This is a genomic window from Empedobacter sp. GD03797, assembly GCF_029842105.1.
In the GTDB taxonomy this organism is placed as follows: Bacteria; Bacteroidota; Bacteroidia; order Flavobacteriales; family Weeksellaceae; genus Empedobacter; species Empedobacter falsenii_C.
Window position 1 is genome coordinate 57,791 of the sequence record NZ_JAOCFS010000005.1, and the last position, 18,877, is coordinate 76,667.

The 18,877-nt window shown below is 34.1% G+C and carries 20 protein-coding genes; all 20 read right to left on the minus strand.

Annotated features, from left to right (window positions below; translation table 11 throughout):
- Positions 1–66: 66 nt before the first annotated feature.
- Complete coding sequence (locus N5D90_RS05820) at positions 67–1,107, minus strand: PorT family protein (RefSeq protein ID WP_115002306.1); 1,041 nt, start codon at positions 1,105–1,107, stop codon at positions 67–69.
- A 29-nt stretch (positions 1,108–1,136) separates the two neighbouring features.
- Positions 1,137–1,799 (minus strand): hypothetical protein, encoded by a 663-nt coding sequence (locus tag N5D90_RS05825; protein ID WP_115002304.1) that lies wholly within the window; start codon positions 1,797–1,799, stop codon positions 1,137–1,139.
- Positions 1,783–2,358, minus strand: a complete 576-nt coding sequence (locus tag N5D90_RS05830) for an RNA polymerase sigma factor (protein ID WP_115002302.1) — start codon at positions 2,356–2,358, stop codon at positions 1,783–1,785. Before N5D90_RS05830 ends, N5D90_RS05825 begins: the two co-directional genes overlap by 17 nt.
- Before the next feature lie 144 nt (positions 2,359–2,502).
- Complete coding sequence (locus tag N5D90_RS05835) at positions 2,503–3,276, minus strand: type III pantothenate kinase (protein ID WP_280061882.1); 774 nt, start codon at positions 3,274–3,276, stop codon at positions 2,503–2,505.
- Positions 3,276–5,129, minus strand: coding sequence for a M1 family metallopeptidase (locus N5D90_RS05840; RefSeq protein ID WP_280061883.1), 1,854 nt, complete (start codon positions 5,127–5,129; stop codon positions 3,276–3,278). The genes N5D90_RS05835 and N5D90_RS05840 overlap by 1 nt, the downstream gene beginning before the upstream one ends.
- 79 nt (positions 5,130–5,208) lie before the next feature.
- The gene (locus tag N5D90_RS05845; RefSeq protein ID WP_280061884.1) at positions 5,209–5,808 is read right to left on the minus strand and encodes a hypothetical protein; all 600 of its coding nucleotides are present in this window, start codon (positions 5,806–5,808) and stop codon (positions 5,209–5,211) included.
- 113 nt (positions 5,809–5,921) lie between these two features.
- On the minus strand, positions 5,922–7,310 hold the full coding sequence (locus N5D90_RS05850) for an NADH-quinone oxidoreductase subunit N (protein WP_280061885.1): 1,389 nt from the start codon (positions 7,308–7,310) through the stop codon (positions 5,922–5,924).
- A 20-nt stretch (positions 7,311–7,330) separates the two neighbouring features.
- Positions 7,331–8,749, minus strand: coding sequence for a NuoM family protein (locus N5D90_RS05855; protein ID WP_125348902.1), 1,419 nt, complete (start codon positions 8,747–8,749; stop codon positions 7,331–7,333).
- 7 nt (positions 8,750–8,756) lie between these two features.
- On the minus strand, positions 8,757–10,649 hold the full coding sequence (nuoL, locus tag N5D90_RS05860) for an NADH-quinone oxidoreductase subunit L (protein ID WP_125348901.1): 1,893 nt from the start codon (positions 10,647–10,649) through the stop codon (positions 8,757–8,759).
- Between the two features lie 2 nt (positions 10,650–10,651).
- Positions 10,652–10,978: an NADH-quinone oxidoreductase subunit NuoK gene (gene nuoK / locus N5D90_RS05865; protein ID WP_219034517.1), complete on the minus strand. Its 327-nt coding sequence runs from the start codon at positions 10,976–10,978 to the stop codon at positions 10,652–10,654.
- A gap of 16 nt (positions 10,979–10,994) precedes the next feature.
- A complete protein-coding gene (locus N5D90_RS05870) occupies positions 10,995–11,513 on the minus strand; it encodes an NADH-quinone oxidoreductase subunit J (RefSeq protein WP_038333350.1) in 519 nt (172 codons plus the stop codon).
- On the minus strand, positions 11,513–12,013 hold the full coding sequence (gene nuoI, locus N5D90_RS05875; RefSeq protein ID WP_038333352.1) for an NADH-quinone oxidoreductase subunit NuoI: 501 nt from the start codon (positions 12,011–12,013) through the stop codon (positions 11,513–11,515). Before nuoI ends, N5D90_RS05870 begins: the two co-directional genes overlap by 1 nt.
- A 22-nt stretch (positions 12,014–12,035) precedes the next feature.
- On the minus strand, positions 12,036–13,085 hold the full coding sequence (gene nuoH, locus N5D90_RS05880) for an NADH-quinone oxidoreductase subunit NuoH (RefSeq protein WP_038333358.1): 1,050 nt from the start codon (positions 13,083–13,085) through the stop codon (positions 12,036–12,038).
- 24 nt (positions 13,086–13,109) lie between these two features.
- Positions 13,110–14,192 (minus strand): 2Fe-2S iron-sulfur cluster-binding protein, encoded by a 1,083-nt coding sequence (locus tag N5D90_RS05885; protein WP_038333449.1) that lies wholly within the window; start codon positions 14,190–14,192, stop codon positions 13,110–13,112.
- 7 nt (positions 14,193–14,199) lie between these two features.
- Positions 14,200–15,558, minus strand: a complete 1,359-nt coding sequence (gene nuoF / locus N5D90_RS05890) for an NADH-quinone oxidoreductase subunit NuoF (RefSeq protein WP_038333361.1) — start codon at positions 15,556–15,558, stop codon at positions 14,200–14,202.
- Entirely contained in the window at positions 15,558–16,049 is a 492-nt protein-coding gene (locus N5D90_RS05895) for an NAD(P)H-dependent oxidoreductase subunit E (RefSeq protein ID WP_280061886.1), read from the minus strand. The genes nuoF and N5D90_RS05895 overlap by 1 nt, the downstream gene beginning before the upstream one ends.
- Before the next feature lie 15 nt (positions 16,050–16,064).
- Entirely contained in the window at positions 16,065–17,306 is a 1,242-nt protein-coding gene (locus N5D90_RS05900) for an NADH-quinone oxidoreductase subunit D (RefSeq protein ID WP_038333370.1), read from the minus strand.
- A gap of 2 nt (positions 17,307–17,308) precedes the next feature.
- Entirely contained in the window at positions 17,309–17,848 is a 540-nt protein-coding gene (locus N5D90_RS05905; RefSeq protein WP_038333373.1) for an NADH-quinone oxidoreductase subunit C, read from the minus strand.
- Positions 17,849–17,857: 9 nt separating this feature from the next.
- Positions 17,858–18,430, minus strand: coding sequence for an NADH-quinone oxidoreductase subunit B (locus tag N5D90_RS05910; RefSeq protein ID WP_038333376.1), 573 nt, complete (start codon positions 18,428–18,430; stop codon positions 17,858–17,860).
- A gap of 29 nt (positions 18,431–18,459) precedes the next feature.
- Complete coding sequence (locus tag N5D90_RS05915; protein ID WP_038333379.1) at positions 18,460–18,825, minus strand: NADH-quinone oxidoreductase subunit A; 366 nt, start codon at positions 18,823–18,825, stop codon at positions 18,460–18,462.
- Positions 18,826–18,877: the final 52 nt, after the last annotated feature.

Genomic DNA, 18,877 nt, shown 5'->3' on the forward strand with positions numbered 1-18,877 from the left:
TTCATTATATTAAAAAAAATGTTATGTTATAAAATTTCAATACTAAAACTATGATTGAGATAATTGTTATAATCCAAGATTTATGCCAAACTGAATCATTTTACGATTATCAAATGTGTTATCTTTAAAATAATTGTTCAAATCTTTTCTTACAAAAACATCAATCAATCCTAAACCAATTGTTATTTCAGCTCCGTAGATAAAATTATTCACATTATAATTTCCACGTTCTTTGTTGCGAACACCATCTCCTTTGTAAATATTATTCGATGATAACAACGTTCCTCCATACATATACGCTGCGATATAGTGTTTTCCTTGCGGACGATATGCAAAATCATCGGTAATATTTTTGACTTTCGAAAAGTTGTATTTAAATCCAACCGGAACCATAAAATAGGCCGAACGCAATTTCGATTTATCTAACGATTTATCACTTTTTACCAAGCCAACATTTCCATTTTCATCACGATTAAAGCGCATATCATCGTCGATGCGATACGTTCTCCACGAAAATAATCCTCCTGCCAAAAAGTTAACAGGACTTGTTAACGATAATTGTCTTTCGTACATTAAACCTACTGTAATGTTGCTCGAAAACTTCTCGTGTTTGTTCAATTCCTCATCTTTTTTTCCTGTAAACGCCATGTATCCAAAAGAAGCATAACCATTAATTTGATTCGCAATTCGGTAACGTTTCGTCACATCTTGTTTCGTTTTTGGCGTAATTGGATCTTCGCCGTTCATAATCGAAAATGCAACTTGTTGTTTGATGATATCATCTAAATTGAAATTTACCTCCTGAATACGATCATTTATCGTTCCCGAATACACGCTCGCAATCGCTTCTTTCTTCGCTGTAGCCTCAGAAGCATTCAGTTTTCCTTCTGTTAATTCTTTGTCAACTGCCGCAATTTTCTTTTCCATTGCAGATTTTTCTTCCTGAACAATTTGACGAATCACTAACGTAAATTCGCTGATGCGATCTTTTACAATTGGACTGATTTTTTCTTCATTTTTATCATTCAAATCAAATGTAAATTTTTGAGCATATAGTGATGTAGCTGATAAGCATAATAATCCTGCTACGATAAGTTTTTTTATCATAATCTTGCTAATTTAGGGATATTAATGTTTTATTTGAAGCCGATAGAAACCACGCGCGATTGGTTTGACTCCTTTAGATTTTCTTTATTTTCGATCGAATACAACAACATATTTGGATCTACAAAATTCTTATTCTTTTTGTTCACTTTTACAGAATCTAATGTTGTGTTAGCTGCAATATTTTTCTTTGGTTGAGCTTCTGATTTTAAATCTTCTTTCTTCTCTACAATAGCTTCTTTCTTCGTTGGAAAAGCCATTTCAACTTGTTGAGATTCTTCGTTTATTGCCACTTGAACTTTACCATGTTGAATTGGTTTCTTCTCTTCTTGTGTCTGAATTTCAACTTCTTTTTTAGAAGAATCAATCTTTTCATTATTCGCTAAAATCGATTCTGAAGAATGAACTGTATTAGAGTCTGATTGAATTTGTTGCGGATTATTTTGTTCCTGATGATTTACAAATTCTTTTGGTTGATCATCTTTCGATTGATTCGAGAATAAATAAATTGATGTAGAAACCGTAAATAACGCCACAACCGCAGCAGACAACCACCATTTAAAATTTGATTTTTGTGGTGATGGAGCGACATCCATACGAGCTTGAATTCTGTCCCACGCATCATGAGAAGGATTCAATTCACGATTTTCTAAATCGTCTTTTATATAGTTTGATATTTTATCGTTGTTTTTCATTTGTCATTTTCTTTTTACTTAGAACAATTTCTTTCAGTTTTGCCTTTGCTCGAAACAATTGCGTTTTGCTGGTCGACACCGAAATATTGAGCATTTCTGAAATTTCTTGATGCGAATAATCTTCGAGAATATGAAGATTAAACACCAATCGATAAGGTTCTGAAAGTTGATCTAACACCTCTTGCACATTAAAATTTAACCACGTTTCCTCTACTTCTTCATCCGCTTCATCATAATTAGAAACTCTTACATCATCAACATAAATCAATGTTTTATTTGCACGTAAAAAAGTTAAACATTCGTTGACCATGATTCGACGCATCCAACCTTCGAAACTTCCTTTATTTTGAAATTTTTCGATATGATTAAAAACTTTACAAAAACCATTAATCATACAATCTTCTGCATAATGCATGTCTTCGATATAGCTTCTACAAACGCTCAACATCTTTTTGGAGCTTTGTTCGTAGAGTTCTTTTTGCGCCAAAGCATCGTTCTTTTTTAGTCGATCGACTAAAATTTCTTCTTTACTTTTTCGATTTAGTACAAATAATTTCACGTGTGTTAATTGCTTTCTTACTTAATAGACTCAAGGTTTGTAAAAAGGTTACAGAAAATTAAACATTTTTTTTGAAATGATTTGATATAGAACGAAAAAAGCTCGCAATTAGCGAGCTTTTTAATCATATTTATCAAAAATAAATTATTTCTGAAACGAATCTTTATTCAATTCGTATAATATTTTAAGACCTTTTATTGTGTGTAAACGATCATCAATATCAATTTTATCTGTCAACGATTTGTAAACACCGCCAACTCCTCCTGTCGAAATCACATAACATTGTTCTCCTTCTTCGGCATTGATACGATCAATCATTCCTTCAACCATACTCAAAAAACCATAAACCATTCCTGATTGCATGCAAGATTCTGTATCAGATCCTAAAACAGTTTTAGGCGCTTTCAGTTCTACTGTTGGTAATTGAGCCGTTTCTCCTACCAATGAATTTAAGGCAGTTATAATTCCAGGAGCAATCACTACTCCACCGACATTTGCCGATTCGTCAATCCCTAAAAAAGTTAACGCAGTTCCAAAATCAATGACAATTTTTTTACCTTGATAATTTTGATAATGTGCAGCTACCGCATTCGCATATAAATCTGTTCCAATTTGGTTTGACTTATGCTTGATTGCTGATGGTGTATTACGATCCACAACCATTGGTTTGAACTTGTGAATTTTTTGTAAAGCAATCTTAACACTTGCTGTAAGTGGTGGAACAACCGAACCAATCACAATATCTGTAATATCATCTTTCTCAATTCCGAAAGGTTCGTACATGTTCGAGAATTTTGCAAAAAATTCGTATTCGGTACGATAAGGTTTTGAATTGATTGTCCATGTAATAATCTCCGTTTCACTTTTGAAAACCGCGAAACGAAGATTAGTATTTCCAATATTTACTGCTAATAACATTATTTTGTAAATACGTTATTTTTATCATTTACATCTGCCAAACGTTTTGTTGGATCGATGGTAACTTGTTTAACTTCTTTTGAAACTTTAACGTCATATGTTGGTTTTGTCCAGAACCAATCTTCTAAAATCGTTCTTTTAGCACCTTGATATTCCACTAAATTTTCTGCTGGTTTTTCTCCACGCATTTCACGTAAAGGAATGTAAAATAATTCTTTCGAACCATCTGTATATTCAACCAATAAATCTATCGGCATTGCAAAATCTGATTTATTTGCAATTGTGATTGTATTTCCGTTTACAGCTTCTACAGCGTAATCAATTTTGCGTGTTGTATTGATAAATAAGTTGAAGTACCATTTAAGATTAATTCCAGAAACTTCTTCTGCCACACGTTTGAAATCGTTACCAGAAGGATGTTTGAATTTCCATTGTTTATAGAATTCTAAAAATGTTTTGTTCAAATTATCATTCCCAATAATATAACCCAATTGAATTGCTAAAACTTGACCTTTGTAGTAAGCTTCCAAAGAATATGCATAGTTGGTGTTGTAATAATCTGCCAATAAACTCGCAGGTTCTTCTTTTCCAGAAAGTGCTAAACTAATATATCCTTTGTAAGCATCTGGATTTGGATTAGAAGGCATTACTTTTAATTTATCTACCACATTAAGGTGTGCCATTTGCTCTATATATGATGTAAAACCTTCGTCGAACCATTCGTTGTACGTTTCATTGATACCAAACAATTGTTGGTACCAAGAGTGCGCTGCTTCGTGGAAAATTGTACCGATTAAACTATTTAAATTACTTCCTCCAGCAATTAAAGTTGCAGTACCATATTCCATACCTCCATCACCACCTTGAATAATTGAATACGTTTTCCAAGGATATTCACCAAAATGTTCAGAATTATAATCGAAGAAACCTAATGCATAAGGCATCGCTTGTCTCCACGCAGAAGATTTATCATTGTCTTGATAAACTAAATAAACATCTACGCCATGTTTAGATTTTTCGTGCTCCACAATAAACTCTTTATCTGCAGCCCAAACAAAATCGTGAATATTTTCAGCTTTGAAATTCCAAGCTACTTTACCATTTTTTGCTTTGATTGTCGGATTTTTCACATAACCTTTTACATTATTTGGATTTTGTAATTCTCCTGATGCTCCCACAACATAATCTTTATCGATGTTAATTGTGACATCAAAATTACCAAAAGGAGCAAAAAATTCGCGACCAACATATTCATCTAAATGCCAACCTTCTGGATCGAATTCTGCCATTTTTGGATACCATTGCGCCATAGAAAATTCTACACCATCTTTCGAATTACGTCCAGAACGACGAATTTGTTCAGGAACTTGCGCATTCCAAATCATATCGAAAGTAGAAGTTTGTCCTTCTGCAATTGGTTTTGCTAACGTAACTTCTAAGATTGTTCCATCAACTTTATACGAAACAGCTTTACCGTCTTGCTTAAGAGAAGTCACTTTTTGATAACCGATTTGATCTGGTTTTAATTCAGAAATACGGCTAACATATTTTGGATTTTCTTTTGTTCCGACATTCGTTGCCATTCGTTTATCAGGATCTGGAATATTCTGCAAACGATTATCCATCATACTTCCTGGTTGAAAAGCATTAAAATACAAATGAAAATAAACTTTATTCAGGCTTTGTCCTGAATTGTTCGTGTATTTCAATTGCATTTTTCCATCGTATTGATATGCTTTTTCTTTCATATCAACATCAATCTTATAATCTACCTTTTGTTGCCAATATCCTTTGCGTTGCGCAAAAGCAAATTGTACCAAACAAAGACAAATTAGTAAAGTAAATTTTCTCATTTCTAACTAATCATTAAACTTTAATCTCTCAAAAATACGAAAAAGCTTGAAACAAGTCAGTTTTGTTTCAAGCTTTTGATTACTTTAAACAACCAAACTCTAATCTTATCAAGTCTAATAATTCTTTTACCGATATTAATTCATCAACATTTGGATAATATTCGAGATAGTTTTCTGGATTCAAATAATGAATCGTATTTTTCTTCTTGTTACTATTAATCAAAATGTAATAACTTACTCCATCAAGAATCGATGTTTTCTTAGTCGTGTTTACGATATTTCCTTCTTCTATAGAATATTGATTCGATTTATTTTTAAGTTTATAGCTTATTTTATCAAAATCTGGCAAGTATAAAATATCTGTATCTAAAATTTTAAACCAAATTAATTCAAGATTACTCAAAGAGTTTAATTTCTCTTTAACAATTCTAATTTTAGTTACATTATTAATTGTTCCTGCTTTTGTTTGATACAATTCTGCCTTCCAATAATCATCTTTAACATTATAAAGACGAAACATTTCTAAAGCAGTTGATGTAGCGTATTTTTTATAAATTCTAATTTCATTTTCATGCAATTTCAATGAATCAATTTTCAATATTCGATTTAATTCTTCAATTTGTTGAGAGAATAATATTGAATGCAAACAAAATACTATAATCGATAAAGTTATCTTCATAAAATTAGTTGAACATTTTAGAATGTTAATATACTAAAAAAGCTCGTGTCAAGTACTTGACACGAGCTTTTAAATAATAAATAATAAAAAACTATATAATAATCATTCTACAATTACCACATTGGCGTTTGCAAAAATGAAGATAATATTCCTGGAAAAATTCCCATCACAATTAAGATAACCATTCCGATGATTAAAAGGAAATTCGTTAATCCATCTTGTGTTCTTAATTTGTTTTTTCCTTTTTTGAAATACATGTAGTTGATAATTTTGAAGTAATAATACATACTCAAAACTGCCATTACCAATGCAATTACAATCAAAAATAGGTTTTTATCGTTTGTTCCTCCAATACTCAATGCCATAAATTTCGCGAAGAAACCTCCTGTTAATGGAATACCTGCTAACGAAATCAAAGAAATTGTCATCGCTGCAGCCAAAACTGGATTTGCTTTTCCTAAACCAATGAAACTTTCAAATTTTGGATTTTTGAATTGATCAATCGTATAGAAAATAATGAAATTCGCAACCGAATAAGCAATCGTATAGAACATCAAAGCCTCTTTAGAAGCTGAATTGATGTTGAACAAAACAAATAACATGAAACCTGCTTGCGCGATTGAAGAATAAGCCATCAAACGTTTGACAGATTTTTGAGAAACTGCTCCGAAGTTTCCGATAAATAACGTCAAAATGATAATTGACGCGAATAATAAACGGTAATATTCGGCATATTCTACATTTGTTGGGAATGATTTTAGGACTAAAATAAATCCTAAAAATGATCCTCCTTTGATGATTGTCGACATAAACGATGTAAACACAGTTGGTGTTCCGTCGTAAACGTCTGGTGTCCATGCGTGGAACGGTGCTGCAGAAACTTTGAAACAAAATGCGAAGATGATTAAACACCATCCTGCGTAATAAATTGTTTCGAAATCTTTGTTATAGTTTACCAATTGATCAACCATAAAAGTTCCTGTTGCGCCGTACAAAAATGTTACACCTAACATCAAAATTCCTGTTGAGAAAGCTCCCATCAAGAAATATTTTACAGAAGCTTCTGTACTTCTAAGACTTTCTTTGTTTGTTCCTGCAATAATGTACATTGGAATTGACATTAATTCGATTCCTAAGAACATAATTACTAAGTTGTGGAATTGTGCTAAAACTGCGATTCCTGTAAAAGAGAAGAAAATTAAGGCATAATATTCTGCCACATGTTTTCCTACTTTTCCAAACGAATCTTTGTTCAACAATAAGTAAAAAATTGCCAATCCTGCCAATGCGATAAAGAACGAAACGCCGTAAAGCGATTGTCCAATCATATTATCGAATTTTCCTGCGAACATTGAGCAACCTTTCAAGTCGAAAATTCCTCCTACAATCATTCCGAAAAACAGAACAACAGAAAGTATATTTAAGGCACGATTATTTTTGATGTAGAATCCACTAAACATCAAAATAATACCTGAAAGTGCTGATAAAATAATCGTATTCATATCTATTTATTCAAAAATGATTAATGTGCTAATAAATTAAAAATTGGTGTTGGATAAACTCCTAAAATAATCACGATGATTGCGATTACAGAAATAACTGCAATTGGTCCAAAACCTCCTTTTTGAGCATCTTTTTGTTTGATGTTTTTCACTTCTCCAAACAATAATGCGCTTGATAATCTCAACGTATAAACGGCAGATAAAATAACACCTAAACAAGCTACTACACATAAAACTGGATTGTGTGTAAATAATGCAGAAAGCATCATAAACTCTCCGATGAATGAGCTTGTCAATGGTAATGCTACGTTTGCTAAACCGAATATCATGAATAAGATAGATAATGTTGGATCAACTTTTGCTAAACCACCAATCGATTTGATGTCTGTCAAATCATATTTTCTTTCCATAATATCTACACATAACCATAATCCTAAAACAACTAAACCATGTGAAAACATTTGGAAATAAGCTCCTGCTACACCATTTGCTAATTCAGAAAATAATGACACAAAAATTAAAGCTAAGTGAGCAATCGAGCTATATGCAATAATTTTCTTCACATTTTTTGCACTCAAAGCTATTAACGAGGCATAAACTAATCCGAAAATTGCTAAATAAGTAATGTATTTGAACAATTCTGAAATCGTTGGAAACATTCCCAAATACCAAGTAACCACTGCAAATAATCCCATTTTCGCCATCAAAGCTGAAAGTACAACTGTTAATGGAGTTGGTGATGTTTTATAGATTGTTGGTTGCCATGTATGAAATGGAAAGATTGGAATTTTAATCACAAAAGCGATTAAGAATAACAATGCCAACGCTGTGTTTGTTGAATAATGCGGTCCTGTAACTTGTACAACATCTGTTAATAAAAATGATGCTGGTTGTAAGAAAAATCCGATGTAAATAATTCCTCCTAACATAAACATCGATCCTAAAATCGTATATAAGAAGAATGTCATATTTGCGCGAATTTTGTCTTTTCCAATTCCAAATAATCCGATTAAGAAATAAACTGGAATTAAGACAACTTCCCAGAAGAAATAGAATAAAATTAAATCTTCTGCTAAGAAAACTCCGTTTAATCCTGCTAAAGTGATTAACAATAATCCATAGAATGTATTGCTATATTTTTGTTTTGTTGTTGATAAATAAACAAAAAGAGCTAAGTAAGTAAGGTTAGTTAATAGAATCATTAATCCTCCCAAACCTTGAGCATTTAACGCGAAATAAGTTTTAACGCTGTTGAAATTGAACCATTGTGTTTGAAACGTTAACTCGTTGTTTCCACCTTTGCAAGTGATAAACAAGTACAACGCCAACAACGCTCCACCAACGAATGCTCCTAACCATCTTTGTGGTTTTTGACCTTGCATTAATAGCATAAAAACTCCTACTATTAATGGTAAAATGATAAATAAAGATAAAAGCATTACTAACCTATTTTGAAATTAAATACCCCATAAAAAAGATTGCGATACCTGCCACGATTCCTACAACCATTAGCATAATATAGAATCCTACATTTCCGTTTTGTAGCTGACGTACATTTTTTGATGCGCGACCAGAAACAGTTCCAACTCCTAAAACAAAAGCTGCAATTCCTGCTTTTTCTACATATTTTTTCAAGACATCACCCAACTCGAACAATGGTTTTACAATTGCATTGTCATATAACTCGTCGATGTACCATTTGTCTTCAAAGAATTTTGCAATTCCTGTTGCTTCACCATCTACATGGTTTGTGTATTTCTTGATTGCATAATAAATTGCACCAAGTACACAAAGTAATAAAGCTCCCATCATCATCCATTCTGTTGCATGAGAAACATGATGAGCTTCTCCGATTGATACAACTCCACTTAAGAAAGTTTGAAGTTTATGTCCGTCTTGCATAAACAACGCTGGAATTCCGATATAACCTGCAAAAACAGAAAGAACTGCTAAGATGATTAATGGAATTGTCATTGCAGCTGGACTTTCATGCGGATGAGCTTCTTTATCTCTTAAATCTCCTAAGAAAGTCATTGCATATAAACGGAACATATAGAATGCTGTCATCACAGAAACGATAAATCCGATTCCGTAAACAACTGGATTAGAAACAAACATTCCTAATAACATTTCGTCTTTCGAGAAGAAACCTGATAAACCTGGAATACCAGCGATTGCCAAACATCCAATCAAGAAAGTGATATGTGTAATTTTCATGTATTTGCTCAAACCTCCCATTTTGCGCATATCTTGCTCGTGGTGCATTCCGTGAATTACAGAACCTGCCCCTAAGAATAATAATGCTTTGAAAAATGCATGCGTCATTACGTGGAAAACTGCTGCGATATACGCTCCAGATCCAATTGCTGCGAACATTAATCCTAATTGAGAAACTGTAGAATAAGCCAATACTTTTTTGATATCGTTTTGACGCATTGCAATCGTTGCAGTAACAAAAGCTGTTGCAATTCCTACGTACTGAATAACTTGTAATGTGATTGGCGCTGCCGAAAATAATTCGTTGCAACGTGTAATCATAAAGATACCTGCCGTTACCATTGTTGCAGCGTGAATAAGTGCTGAAACTGGCGTTGGTCCTGCCATCGCGTCTGGTAACCAAGTAAATAATGGTAATTGAGCCGATTTACCTGTTGCTGCTAAGAATAACAATAATGTGATTCCTGTTAATACAAAACCTGTAAATGCAGATGGATCAATTGCTAATTGGCTGAATACTTTTACATATTCTAACGTTCCAAATTCTTTGAAAATCCAAAACATTGCCAATAAGAATCCAACATCTCCAATACGGTTCATGATGAAAGCTTTCTTTGCTGCTTTGATATATTCTGGATTTGTAAACCAAAAACCAATTAATAAGAATGAACAAAGTCCAACTCCTTCCCATCCAATAAACATCATTACGAAATTGTTTCCCATCACAAGAATCAACATGAAGAAGATGAATAAATTTAGGTAAGAAAAGAATTTTGCAAATCCTTTGTCTTCGCTCATGTAAGCCGAGCTGTACACGTGAATTAAAAATCCAACTCCTGTAATAATTAACAAGAACAAACTCGTTAATGCATCAATTTGAAATGCAAACGGAACTTGTAAAGTTGGAATATTGATAATATCAAATGCCTTAAAAATTAATGGTTGTGCATCTGCTCCTGATGGAACTGACATAAAAACCATGATTGATAAAATGAAACTTGCTAAAACTGCTCCACTTCCGATGAAAGTAACTAAGCTTTTTGAAAGTACATTTCGTCCTAAACCGTTAATCAAAAATCCTATGAATGGAATCAAAGGAATTAACCATATATACTGCTCCATTCTTAACCTTTTAAACGATTTAACACATTAATATCTACCGAGTATACTTTGCGGAACAATAAAATTATCACTGATAATCCTACAGCAACCTCAGCCGCGGCTACAACCATAATAAAGAATACTAAAAGTTGTGCATCTGTTCCTTTTTCTAATGCTGGATTTGCATGATAGTGCATTTTTGAGAACGCTACTAACAACAAATTCACAGAATTTAACATCAATTCTATACACATAAAAATGACAATTGCGTTACGACGTAGCATAACACCTGCCATTCCTATTCCGAATAGGATTAATGATAAAGTAATATAATAACTGATTGGTAACATCTTTTACTTTTTATATTTAATCCAATAATTCTTCGTCCTTTTTCGATAACATCACCGCTCCAATCATTGCAGAAATAAACAAAATACTGCTCAACTCGAATGGTAAAACATATTCTGAATATAACAATGATCCTAAGTTGTGAATCAATCCTAAATCACCTGTTCCCATTTCTACAGCTGTGTTTGCAGAAGCTTGATTTTGTGAGAAAATACCAATTGTCAAGGCAACAAATAACAAAGAGATTAAACTCGCTGCTAATATTTTTGCTGGTCGACCAAATGATTTCTTTTCACTATTCAAGTTCATCAACATCACCACGAATAAGAACAATACCATAATTGCTCCGGCATAGACAATGACATTTACAATTGCCAAAAACTGTGCGTTTAGCAATACATAATGTCCGCTGATGCAGAAGAATGTTACGATTAAATATAAAATGGAATGTACAGGATTTTTACTGAACACCATTAGTAGCGCACTTAACACCGTTAAGCTCGACAAAACATAGAATAAAATGATAGGTAATTCCATTAATTTGTAGCTTTTTTCGGGATTAATAAATCTTCTTTCGAATAGATAAAGTTTTGACGTTTGAAACTTGCTGGTGGAACTGTTTGCGATAAATAAACAGCATCTTTTGGACAAGCTTCTTCACAGAATCCACAGAAAATACAACGTAACATGTTAATTTCATATTTCGCTGCATATTTTTCTTCGCGGTAAAGATTTTCTTCGCCAGGAAGTCTTTCTGCCGCTTCCATTGTAATCGCTTCTGCTGGACAAGCCAAAGCACAAAGTCCACAAGCTGTACAATTTTCGCGATCTTCTTCGTCTCTATTCAAAACGTGTAATCCTCTAAATACAGGACTAAACGGTCTTTGTTTTTCTGGATAACTAATTGTTGCTTTCTTCGAAAAGAAGTGCTTCAATGTAATCATCAACCCTTTTGCGATAGAAATCAAATAGATACTTTCCCAAAAAGTAAGGGGTTTACGTTCTACTTGTTTTACTCTATTTGTAATTGGTTTCATACTTTTAATGATTTTGATGATTCTACTTGTTTAATAATAAAATCACTAAGCCTGTAATTAACATATTGATTAATGCTAAAGGCAATAATTTTTTCCAACCTAAATCCATTAATTGGTCATATCTGAAACGAGGAATCGTCCAACGCACCCACATATAGAAGAAGATGAAGAAACAAGCTTTACCGAATAATGAAAGGAAATTAAGAATTGCCGTTCCATTCACTCCGATAGAGTTTACTAATGTTGCATCGTCTACAAATGGGATATCGTATCCACCAAAATATAAGGTAGAAATTACCACAGAACTGATAAACATGTTGATGTATTCTGCGAATAAGAAGAATCCCATCTTCATCGAAGAATATTCTGAGTGATAACCTCCAATTAACTCATTTTCTGCTTCTGGTAAATCGAACGGAGTACGATTAGTTTCTGCGAACGAACACACCAAGAAAATAATAAATCCTAATGGTTGTAATAAGATAAACCACGCATGCTCTTGTTGATAATGTACAATATCACTCAATTTTAAAGAACCTGTCATCATCAAAATTGTGATTAACACGATTCCCATTGGTAATTCGTACGAAATAATCTGCGAAGCTGCACGCAAACCTCCCATTAAAGAGTATTTGTTGTTCGATGCCCAAGCACCGATCATAATTCCATAAACACCTAAACTTAATACACCTAAAATGTATAAAAATCCGATGTTAACATCTGCAATTTGAGGAACAACAACTCGATCTCCAATCTCGAAAGCTGTCGACCATGGAATAACTGCACCTGTCATACAAGCTACAATCATTGCCAAAGATGGACCTAAGATGAATAAAAATTTATTCGAATCTTTTGGTGTAATTTCCTCTTTCGAGAATAATTTTAAACCATCGGCAAGTGGTTGTAATAAACCAAAAATACCTGCACGGTTTGGACCAATACGATCTTGTAAGAATGCTGCAACTTTACGTTCAGCCCAAGTAGAGTACATGGCAACAACTAATGCAAAACCAATCATTACGCCTACTAAAGCTAACTTTTCTAATGCATCAGCAATAAATTCTTCTGTCATTTTGTTAATTTTATTTACGAATGATTAATCTTTAAAATCTTTACTTGTTGCTGGTCCATCAATTTTAGATAAATCACGATTTGGTTCATTTACTTCTGAAACCGAGTGAATATCTAATAAAATTTTTGGATCACGTTTGATCACTTTCGGAAGTGTTTCTTTTGGCTCCACTTTATTCTCAAAGTAATGACCTTGACGAACAACAGAATCTTTAGAGATTTCTGATGGTTTTTCTAACGTCCAATCGTTGATATCTTTTTTATCGAAACGACATGTGTTACAAATCCAATCTTTTACTTCGTTAAATTCATCTTTGCGAGCTGTTACACGGAAAACTTCATTTCCACGGAACCAAACTTGTGCTTTACCAGAACAAGTAGGACAATCGCGATGAGCATCAACTGGTTTCAAGAACCAAACACGATTTTTGAAACGGAATGTTTTATCCGTTAATGCACCTACTGGACAAACATCAATAATATTTCCGATGAATTCATTATCTAAACTTTTGTTGATATGCGTTGAAATTTCAGCATGATCTCCACGATTCATTACACCATGCTCACGACAACCTGTGATTTGATCCGCAGTTTTTACACAACGATAACACAAAATGCATCGGTTCATGTTCAACTGAATATTTGGACCTAAATCTTCTTTTGGGAACGTACGACGATCAAATTCGTAACGCGTTGCTTCTGCTCCGTGCTCGTAACTTAAATCTTGTAACTTACATTCTCCTGCCTGATCACATACCGGACAATCTAAAGGGTGATTGATTAATAATAATTCAACAATACCCTTACGTGCCTCAACTGTACGTTCAGACGTTTTATTGCCTACAACCATTCCGTCCATAACTGTTGTACGACAAGACGGAACCAATTTTGGCATTGGACGAGGATCTGCTTCACTACCTTTTGATACTTCTACCAAACACGTTCTACAGTTTCCTCCTGTATTTTCTAATTTACCGTAGTAACACATCGCTGGAGGTGCTACTTCTTTACCAATCATACGAGCGGCTTGAAGGATCGTTGTTCCCGCAGGTACTTCAATCGTTTCGTTATCGATGGTAACTTTAAATAATGGTGTTTCTTCTGCCATCTTCGTATTAATTTGCGGTTTCTTTAATTTCAATTGGATCAGCATAATGAGCTAAACCAAAATTACGCGTCAAACATTCTTCTGGATTATTAATATGCCATTCAAACTCGTCACGGAAGTGACGAATTGCCGCTGCAACTGGCCAAGCCGCTGCATCTCCTAATGGACAAATTGTATTTCCTTCGATTTTACGTTGTACATCCCATAACAATTCGATGTCAGACATTTTTCCTTTTCCTTCATCGATTCGTTTCAAGATTTTCTCCATCCAACCAGTTCCCTCGCGACATGGTGAACATTGTCCACACGATTCATGACGATAGAAACGAGCTAATGTATAGGTATGATAAACAACGTCTTGATCTTCATCTAACACGATAAATCCTCCAGAACCCATCATTGTTCCTGTTTGGAAACCTCCTTCTGATAAACTTTCGTAATTCATGTAACGAGGTTTACCTTCAGCAGTTTTTAACAATAAGTTTGCTGGAACAATTGGCACAGAGCTTCCTCCAGGAATACATGCTTTAAGACGTTTTCCATTTGGAATTCCTCCACAATATTCATCTGAATAAATAAATTCTTCAACCGTAATGGTCATATCAATTTCATAAACGCCTGGTTTATTAATATTACCACAAGCTGAAATTAATTTTGTTCCTGTAGAACGCCCAACTCCAATTTTAGAATATGCTTCACCTCCAATCTCAATAATTGGAACAATTGCTGCAATTGTTTCCACATTATTTACAACCGTTGGTCTTCCCCATAAACCTTTAACAGCTGGGAAAGGTGGTTTTAGACGTGGATTTCCACGTTTACCTTCTAACGATTCTAACAATGCCGTTTCCTCACCACAGATATAAGCTCCACCCCCACGTTGAACATAAATTTCGCAATCGAAACCTGTTCCTTGAATGTTTTTTCCTAACCAACCTGCAGCTTTTGCTTCGTCGATTGCTTCTTCTAAAATTTCTGCAACCCACGCATATTCTCCACGGATATAAATAAATGATGTATTAGAACCTAAACAAAATGATGAAATCAAAACTCCTTCTATTAATAAATGAGGAATATATTCCATCAAGAAACGGTCTTTGAACGTTCCTGGTTCAGATTCGTCTGCATTTACCACTAAGTGTCTTGGAACACCTTCTGGCTTTGCCAAAAAGCTCCATTTCATTCCAGTTGGGAAACCTGCACCACCACGACCTCTTAAACCAGAAGTTTTTACTTCTTCTAAGATTTCATCAGTTGTCATTTTAAATGCTTTTTCAGCATTTGCATAACCTCCGTTTTCGCGATAAGCTTGGTAATGACGAATACCTGGAACATCAATATTTTTTAACAGTAATTTTTGTCCCATTATGCTAATTTTTTCAATTCCTCTATTAATTCGTCTACTTTCTCGATCGTTAAATTCTCACGATAGGTTTTTCCTAACTGTAGCATTGGCGCGTAACCACATGCTCCTAAACATTCAGCTGGTTTTAATGTAAATAAACCATCTGCCGAAGTTCCACCAGCCTCGATATTTAATTTTGTTTTGATGTGCTCGATAATTTTGTCTGAACCTCTTAACATACAAGGTCCTGTTTGACAAACTTCTAACACAAATTTCCCTACAGGATTTAAGTTAAACATCGAATAAAATGAAGCTACTTCGTAAACTTCTACTGGTAAAATATTCAATACTTCTGCAACATAATCTAAATGAGGTGTGTCTAACCAACCACCAAACTCAGCTTGTGCCGCATGAAGCAAAGGAATCAATGCACTTTGTTTTTTATCCTCTGGATAACGTGCAATGATTTTATCTACTTTTTGTTGTGTCTCTTCTGAAAATTGAATTGCCATTTTTAATAATTTTTATTAAGCATCTAATTCTCCAGCAATCAAATTCAAACTACTCATTGTAATAATGGCATCTGAAATCATTGATCCTTCGATCAATTCTGGATAAGCTTGATAATAAATGAAACAAGGTCTACGGAAATGTAAACGGTATGGCGAACGTCCACCATCAGAAACGAAATAATAACCCAACTCACCATTTGCGGCTTCTATTGAATTATAAATTTCTCCTTTTGGCATATCTACCTCTCCCATAATAATTTTGAAGTGATAGATTAACGCTTCCATTTTTGTGTAAACATCTTTCTTTAGTGGTAAATAGAAGTCTGGAGCATCGGCATGATATTGCGTAGCTTCTTCTCCTTCTAATGCATCAATCTTTGCAATTGCTTGTTTGATGATGCTTAAACTTTGCCACATTTCTTGACCACGAACTAAGAATCTATCGTAACAATCCCCCGTTGTACCAACTGGAATATCGAATTCGAATTCTTCGTAACGAGAATATGGTTTCGCTACACGGACATCATAATCTACACCAGCTGCACGTAAATTTGGTCCTGTGAAACCATAATTTAATGCACGCTCAGCCGAAATTCCTCCAACTCCTTGTGTACGATCCATAAAAATACGGTTACGTAAAAATAAATTTTCAAACTCTGTTAAGACATCTGGAAACTCTCTCACGAAACGATGGATTTTTGTCCAAGCAACTTCAGAAAAATCACGTTCGAAACCACCGATACGACCAATATTTGTTGTTAAACGAGAACCACAAATTTCTTCGTAAATCTCATAAATCAACTCACGATATTTCATCATATAAAGGAATCCTGTAAATGCTCCTGTATCAACACCCATAATCGAATTACATACGATATGATCTGCCATACGAGCCAATTCCATAATGATAACACGCAAATAAGAAACACGTTTTGGAACTTCAATTCCAACGAATTTCTCAACTGTCATGTGCCAACCTAAGTTATTTAACGGCGCTGAACAATAGTTCAAACGGTCTGTTAAAGGTGTAATTTGGTACAAAGGTTTACGTTCAGCAATTTTCTCGAAAGCACGGTGAATATACCCAACTGTAGGAACCGCAGATTTGATGATTTCACCATCAATCTCTAAAATATTTTGAAATACCCCATGTGTTGCAGGATGCGTAGGCCCTAAGTTTAAGGTAATTGTGCTTTTTTCTAACGAACCATCTGGAAGATCAAGATGCTTTAATTTTTTAGTTTTCTCTTTTCCCATGGTTAATTTGCTTTTACATTAAAACCTCCATAATTGAAATCACCACCACGACCAAACATATCGTCGTCTTTGTCTTTACGTGTTTGATCCTCTAATGGGAACTCTTTGCGTAATGGATGATAATCCATTTCTGGAACATTCATGACACGAATCAAATTTGGATGTCCTACAAAATCAACTCCATAGAAATCATACGCTTCGCGCTCTAACCAGTTAGCTGTTTCGAATAATTTAGTTGCTGTAAAAATCGAAGGTTTTTCGATTGGTAAAGCAAATTTTAATCGAACCTCAACTCCTTCGTATAGATTATAAACTAAATAGGTTACAACCAATTCTTCTCCAACATTATTAGGATAATGAATCGCTGTTAAATCCTTCAAAAATTTGAAGGATAATTGCTCATCATCATATAAATATTGTAAAATCTTTAGATTGAAATCTTTGTTAGCATATAAAGTCAATACACCGAAATGCTCTTCGTATCCGTATATATTTTCTTGAAACTTCTGAACCAAACGGTCTTTTATAAATGAATTGTCCATTATTTCAACTTATTTAATTCCATAACTTGCTAAAAGTTGTTGATATTCTTCGCTACTTCTACGACGAACACTTTCGCTCTCTACCAACTCCTGAATACGCATTACACCATCGATAATTGCTTCTGGACGAGGCGGACAACCTGGCACATAAACGTCAACCGGAATCACCTCATCAATTCCTTGTAAAACCGAATATGTATCAAAAATTCCTCCCGAACTTGCACAAGCTCCAACAGCAATTACCCAACGAGGTTCTGCCATTTGGATGTAAACTTGCTTCAGAACTGGCGCCATTTTTTTAGAAATTGTACCCATTACCATCAACAAATCGCACTGACGAGGCGTAAAAGCCAAACGTTCAGATCCAAAACGTGCCAAATCGTATGTCGAACCCATAGTCGCCATAAACTCGATTCCGCAACAACTTGTCGCAAATGGTAAAGGCCAAATAGAGTTTTTACGCGCTAATCCAACTACTTTTGATAGTTGCATCGCCATAAAACCTTCACCTTCAAAACCACCTGGAGACTCTACAATCTTCACATTGGTATTGTGTGTTACTGGTCTTTTATTATGAATCATTATACTATTATTTTAGAATTTTAATCGCTCTATTTTTCCCAATTAAGAGCTCCTTTTTTGCGTACATACAAGTACATCACAAAGAATAATCCAACGAATGTTACAACTGCTGCAAAACCTTCCCAACCTAATTCTTTGAAATTCGCTGCATATGGGTAAAAGAAGATCACCTCTACGTCGAATAACACGAATAAAATGGCTACTAAGAAGTATTTAATTGCAAATGGCTGTCTTGCATTTCCTACTTTCTCAATCCCAGACTCGAAATTCTCTAATTTTTCGTCTGTTTTTCTGGACGGCCCAAGCAAATGTGTCGCAACGATAGTACCCGCTACAAACGCAAAAGCAACCACAAAAAGAATGAGAATAGGAATATAACTTGATGCTGTTTCCATAACTACTTTACTATTTTTCCAACTAATATTTTATCGATAAAAATAATAATAA